2 protein-coding genes are annotated in these 1,129 nt (G+C 33.4%); both read left to right on the forward strand.

Annotated elements, in window-relative coordinates; all coding sequences use genetic code 11:
- On the forward strand, positions 1 to 223 hold a 223-nt coding region (locus JI666_RS20870), incomplete at its 5' end, for a hypothetical protein (protein WP_286171010.1).
- Positions 224 to 411: 188 nt separating this feature from the next.
- Positions 412 to 993: a type 1 glutamine amidotransferase family protein gene (locus JI666_RS20875; protein WP_206895012.1), complete on the forward strand. Its 582-nt coding sequence runs from the start codon at positions 412 to 414 to the stop codon at positions 991 to 993.
- Positions 994 to 1,129: the final 136 nt, after the last annotated feature.

Below are 1,129 nucleotides of genomic sequence, written 5' to 3' on the forward strand. Positions count from 1 at the left end.
ATCTATGACTAATAGACAAGTGATAAATTGGAAAAAGGGAGCGATCATTGGCTTTTATACCTATTTGATATTGTTATTTATAAACTACACTCACAATCTCATTTTTACAGGTGATCTCTTTTCATCGGCTATAATCCTTTGGTCGGGTTTAATAGTTGCCTTTGGTTACGAGATTGTTTTAAACCTTAATGATAAAAGAAAAATGAGAAAGAACATAGAATGAGCGAGAATGACGTATAGGATAAAATCAATATATGTTGCGTCTTCAATTAACTCGGAGCTTATCAGTAATCAGATAAGCTTTTTTATAAGTGAAAAAAAGATTGAGTAATCTACATTAATTTGAAATAAATGGTAGTACATAGAATGGGAAATTAGAAAATCACAATGAAAACTAAAGGGGACATACAAATGAAAAAAGTTTTGGTTTTTATTACTGATGGTTTTGCTGATTGGGAAGCAAGTTATGTGACTGCTGAATTAAATAAACCAGGAACGGGCTATGAAGTACAGACAATTGCGATTGATAAGAATCCTAAAATCTCAATGGGTGGATTAAAGGTTCTACCGGATTATAGCTTACGAGAATTCTCTCTTAATTTAGAATTAGCGATGCTGATTATACCTGGGGGAACGGGATGGAGAGAAGAAAAAAACCATCAGGCAATAAAGCTTGTAGATTATTGTGTCGGAAAGGATATTCCAGTAGCAGCGATTTGTGATGCGACTACTTTTTTAGGAGAATACGGATACCTTAATCACCATAAACATACAGGGAATTCATTGGCTTATTTAAAAGAAGGAGCACCTCATTATCGAGGTGACAATAATTACATACACGAACATTCTATTAGTGGTGGTTGTTTAATCACAGCTAATGGAAGTGGGGCTCTAGAATTTTCCAGAGATATATTAAGTAAATTGGATGTCCTGAAAAGTGAAGAAATAAGAGAATGGTATGGGTTATTTAAAAACGGCTTTATTAAAAAATAGTTTTGTATCTTTTGTTCCGTTATCATCGGAGCTTATCTGTTGTATTTTGCAATAGAAAAGTGCAGGAAAATGCAAAGAAAAGTGCAGAGGTTTGTCACCCAGAATACTTCTCTTTATTTTCTTTTAGATAATGCGT

It is taken from the genome of Bacillus sp. NTK071, from assembly GCF_017303315.1.
In the GTDB taxonomy this organism is placed as follows: domain Bacteria; phylum Bacillota; class Bacilli; order Bacillales; family Guptibacillaceae; genus Guptibacillus.

What these genes read in the sequence shown, in the direction of transcription:
- JI666_RS20875 (WP_206895012.1), top strand. Translation starts at nt 412, where the DNA reads ATGAAAAAAGTTTTGGTTTTTATTACTGATGGTTTTGCTGATTGGGAA.